6 protein-coding genes are annotated in these 3,979 nt (G+C 68.2%); 2 read left to right on the top strand and 4 right to left on the bottom strand.

The features are described from left to right. Window positions 1-161: 161 nt before the first annotated feature. Both ACTHL9_RS03410 and ACTHL9_RS03405 read left to right on the top strand, forming a co-directional pair. Complete coding sequence (locus ACTHL9_RS03410) at window positions 162-932, top strand: hypothetical protein (RefSeq protein WP_440517325.1); 771 nt, start codon at window positions 162-164, stop codon at window positions 930-932. A gap of 73 nt (window positions 933-1,005) precedes the next feature. Then, window positions 1,006-1,236: a hypothetical protein gene (locus ACTHL9_RS03405; RefSeq protein ID WP_440517323.1), complete on the top strand. Its 231-nt coding sequence runs from the start codon at window positions 1,006-1,008 to the stop codon at window positions 1,234-1,236. Here ACTHL9_RS03405 and nhaA read toward each other — a convergent pair. From nhaA to ACTHL9_RS03385, 4 genes are all read right to left on the bottom strand, one after another. Further along, on the bottom strand, window positions 1,190-2,467 hold the full coding sequence (gene nhaA / locus ACTHL9_RS03400) for a Na+/H+ antiporter NhaA (protein ID WP_440517326.1): 1,278 nt from the start codon (window positions 2,465-2,467) through the stop codon (window positions 1,190-1,192). The two genes, ACTHL9_RS03405 and nhaA, sit on opposite strands and share 47 nt — an antisense overlap. 137 nt (window positions 2,468-2,604) lie before the next feature. Then, complete coding sequence (locus ACTHL9_RS03395; RefSeq protein ID WP_440517321.1) at window positions 2,605-2,826, bottom strand: SCO4848 family membrane protein; 222 nt, start codon at window positions 2,824-2,826, stop codon at window positions 2,605-2,607. Next, the gene (locus ACTHL9_RS03390) at window positions 2,826-3,329 is read right to left on the bottom strand and encodes a DUF2505 domain-containing protein (RefSeq protein ID WP_440517320.1); all 504 of its coding nucleotides are present in this window, start codon (window positions 3,327-3,329) and stop codon (window positions 2,826-2,828) included. The genes ACTHL9_RS03395 and ACTHL9_RS03390 overlap by 1 nt, the downstream gene beginning before the upstream one ends. Before the next feature lie 60 nt (window positions 3,330-3,389). Beyond that, window positions 3,390-3,824, bottom strand: coding sequence for a VanZ family protein (locus ACTHL9_RS03385; RefSeq protein WP_440517319.1), 435 nt, complete (start codon window positions 3,822-3,824; stop codon window positions 3,390-3,392). Between the last annotated feature and the right edge of the window lie 155 nt (window positions 3,825-3,979).

The following is a 3,979-nucleotide window of genomic DNA, read 5'->3' as shown; positions in this document are numbered from 1 at the left end:
CCTTCCCCAACGACCCCTGCCTCGTCGTCGTCTTCTCCTGCAGCGTGGAGAATCCCGACGCCGACATCGTCCTCCTCACCTTCCGATGCGGACAGTGCACCTGAAAATGCCACCCCTGGTCTCTTCAACAATGTCGCTCAGTGAAAAAGGAGGCGGCCGCTATGCCGCTCATTTCCACGATCAAGAAGAACCGAGTGAGCTCACTGCTCCTCGCCGGGGCCCTTGGGCTCATGGCTGCTGGCGTTGCCACGAGCCCTGCGCTCGCCAGTCCGCCGTCCGGCGACACCTCGCACAAGGTGACGATCTGCCACGCCACGGGCTCCGAGACGAATCCCTTCGTCGCGATCACCGTCGACAAGGCCTCGATCGCAGAGGCGCACGGAGAGCATCAGGACCAGCGGGACATCATCCCCGCGTTCACTTACGTGAACGGCAAGGGCCAGACGATCTCGTTCCCGGGGCTGAACTGGACAACGTCCGGCAAGGCCATCTGGGACAACGGCTGCAAGGTTCCGAGCCCGACGCCGAAGCCGACGAAGACGCCTCATCCGACGCCTACGCCTACCAAGACTGAGACGAAGACGCCGACCCCGACGCCGACCGAGACCAAGACTGTGACCCCGACGCCGACCGCCACGCAGAGCACGACTGCTCCGGTGGTGCCGGGAGTCGGCGGCTCGACCGCGCCTGCTTCGGGCGCCGTCGTCGCCGCGGGAGGCGTCGGTGCTGCCGTGGGTGCGGGTGCTGGAGTTGGTGCCGGGGCTGGCGCCGGTGCCGGAGCTGGCGAGGTGACCATCCAGGCGCAAACCGGGGTCGGTGCTCCTGCCCCCGATTCGACCGTCTCCACGTCCCTGTTCGCGTCAGGCCTGCTCCTGCTCCTGTCCCTCATCGGGGCCAAGGCCGCACGCCCGCGTCGTGGACGCCACGCATAGCAGTTGCCTTCTGCACCGGGTGGCGCGGGTTGCGCGACCCGTTCTGCTGCCCGGGAAGGGCTAATCTATCCCAATGCAAGATCGCGCCGAGCCCCTCTACCAGCAGATCGTGGAGCGGCTGCGGGCAGTCCAGCAGCGCGGGTCCGCGCAGCAGAAGGTTGAGGCGGACACGTGGGCGCCGCTCGTCGACGCACATCGGCCCTCCGGCGAATACGTGGGGCAGCCGTGCTGCAAATGCGGGCAGCCCTGGCCGTGCCCTATTCTGCGGGAGACTCTGGCGGCGGAGTTCTTCCCGCAGCTCTAGCCTCCTCAGAGGCCGCCTTCCGATAGTGGCGGTTCCGCGCGCGGAGGACGACGGCGGCCAGCACCGCCGCGATGACCGAACCTGCGAGGATGGCGACCTTCGCGTGGTCGTCGTGCACCGAACCCGCACCGAATCCGAGCTCGGCCACGAGCAGCGAGACGGTGAAGCCGACGCCGGCGAGGAGCGCAAGGCCGAACACGTCGATCCAGGCCAGGGAAGGATCGAGACCCGCGTGCCGCGACTTCGTCACGAGCCACGTGGCCCCGAAGACTCCCGCCGTCTTGCCGACGACGAGTGCAACCACGATGCCGATGGCCACCGGATCGGCGAGCGCGCCTCTCATGCCGTCCCAGCCGCCGACTCCCACCCCCGCCGAGAAGAACGCGAACACGGGTACGGCAACGCCCGCCGACAGCGGACGGAAGCGGTGCTCGAAGTGCTCGGCGAGCCCAAGCCCAGCTCCGGGGCCGCCTGCCTTTTCACTCCGGACCACGGGCACGGCGAAGCCGAGCAGGACGCCCGCGACCGTCGCGTGGATCCCCGAGGAGTGCATCAGGACCCACGTCGCCGCGGCGAGCGGGAGGAGGAGGTACCACGCGCGGACGCGCCGCTGTACGAGCCAGGTGAACAGGGCGAGTGGGACGAGGGCGAGCACCAGGAACAGAAGATGCACTCCGCTCGAGTAGAAGACGGCGATGATGGCGATCGCGAGCAGGTCGTCCACCACCGCGAGGGTGAGGAGGAACGTGCGCAGTGCGGCCGGCAGGTGGGTGCTGAGGACGGCGAGGACGGCGAGAGCGAAGGCGATGTCGGTCGCCGTCGGAATGGCCCAGCCGCGGAGGGCATCGCCTCCGCTGGTCAGGTTGACCGCGGTGAAGAGGATCGCCGGCAGGGCGACACCGCCACAGGCGGCGACAACGGGAACGACTGCGGTCGCGGGGCGACGGAGATCGCCCGCGACGAACTCGCGCTTGAGCTCGAGGCCGGCCACGAAGAAGAAGATCGCCAGCAGGCCGTCCGCGGCCCACTCGCCCATGGTGAGATCAAGATGCCAGGGCGCGTATCCCAGTCGGAAGTCGCGGAGTGACTCGTACGACGAGGACCAGGGCGAGTTCGCCCATGCCAGGGCCACGACCGTCGCGAGGAGAAGAAGGGCGCCGCCGACCGTCTCCTTGCGGAGGATCTGGCTGATGCGGCGGTATTCGGAAGAGGGCGGCGGGGGGAGGACCATGAGGCTCCTGGTGATGTCGACGTCGAGGACCACGCCGACCAGACTTCCCGGCACACCTGTACTTCCAGTCTAGCGAGGCGCTGCTCCGCAGCTGTCGTTCTGAGCCCTCACAACGAAAGCTGCGGAGCACACGCCCCTCAGGCGAACAGGGTTCTCACACCGACGACCGCCACGGCGACGCCGAGCGTCACCGAAATGGCCACGAGGAAGATGTGCACCGTGAGGAAGCGCGTCGCCCGCCCGGACTCGTCACGCGCGCGGGGATCCTTCATGACGCGGCGCAGAAACTGCGGCCACACCACGATGCTCCAGACGCCGGCGATGATGAGGAGCCACGAGAGGGCGGCGGGCAGCTGCATCAGTGGATCTCGCCCGCGAGCCAGGCCTCGGCCTGGGTGGCCTCGATGTTGAGGGCCTTCCCGACGAACGGCTCGGCCGCATCGGCGATCTTCCCGCCCAGCAGCGGGATGGAGCTCGAGACGGTGCCCGAGAGCTCGAGGCGGGTGCCGGCCCCTTCGGAAACGAGGCGCTGGACGGCGGTGACGTCCACAGGCGCACCGGCGACCTTGACTGAGATGTCGGAGTGCCGCGAGCCGTCGGCGTCCGGCGCGGACCACTTCTCGACCTGCGTGACCGTCAGGTGCTCGCCCACGAACTTCTTCGCGAGCTCGGGGAGCCGGCCGGTCGGGACCTGCCGCACGATCGTGGCCGTGAAGGCGCTCGCGGTGTCGCCGTCGACGGTGAACGATTCGAGCTTGCCGCCAACGAGCTCGCTCACGTGGCGCTGGAACGCCTCGTCGGCGAAGACTGCGGCAACCTGGTTGACCGGGTGGTTCAGGGTAGTGGTGGCTTCGAGGGCCATGGAGTCCTTCCAATCTGTCTGGGCTCAGGCGCTCGGCGGGGATGAGCGCCGTGGACCATCCTAGGTGCCCTCGCGACGCCTCCGAAGCCACAGGGCTGCGATCACGGCCCCAACGAGCGCCCCGCTCGTATTCGCGAGGACATCCAGGACTGAGCCCGTGCGCTCCGGGAGGACCAGCCATTGGGTGAGCTCGATCGCCGTCGAAATCCCGCACCCGAGGGCGACCGCCCACAGCACCCGCCGGGTCACGAGGACCGCAAGGATGCCGAACGGCACGAAGAACGCGACGTTCGCGAGCCATTCGAACAGCGAGTAACCGATCCAGTTCGGGACGCCGTGCCGGTGGAGCCACAGGAAGACTTGGGCAATCGTCTTCGACGCCGGCCGATCCACCGGGGTGGGCCAGAAAACTACCCCTGCGATGAACGCGAGGTAGAGCGCCCCGAGCACGCGCACGACCGGTCCGGGGGGCCGGGGTACGGAGATCTCGCTCATCGGGTCCATCCTAGGGGTTCACGCCACGCTGTAGGCTTGGAGTAATCCCCGGGCTTGCCGCTTACCTATATGGCGCTGTTCCGGGTTTTCTGTGCTGCCCTGGAGGATCCTGTGTCCGTCGATGTGCTCCCGCCGACATCCCTCGAAGGCCTGCG

Origin of the sequence: Sinomonas sp. (assembly GCF_051955515.1) — a bacterium.
GTDB lineage: Bacteria > Actinomycetota > Actinomycetes > Actinomycetales > Micrococcaceae > Sinomonas.
This window is presented reverse-complemented; position numbering and strand designations above follow the sequence as displayed.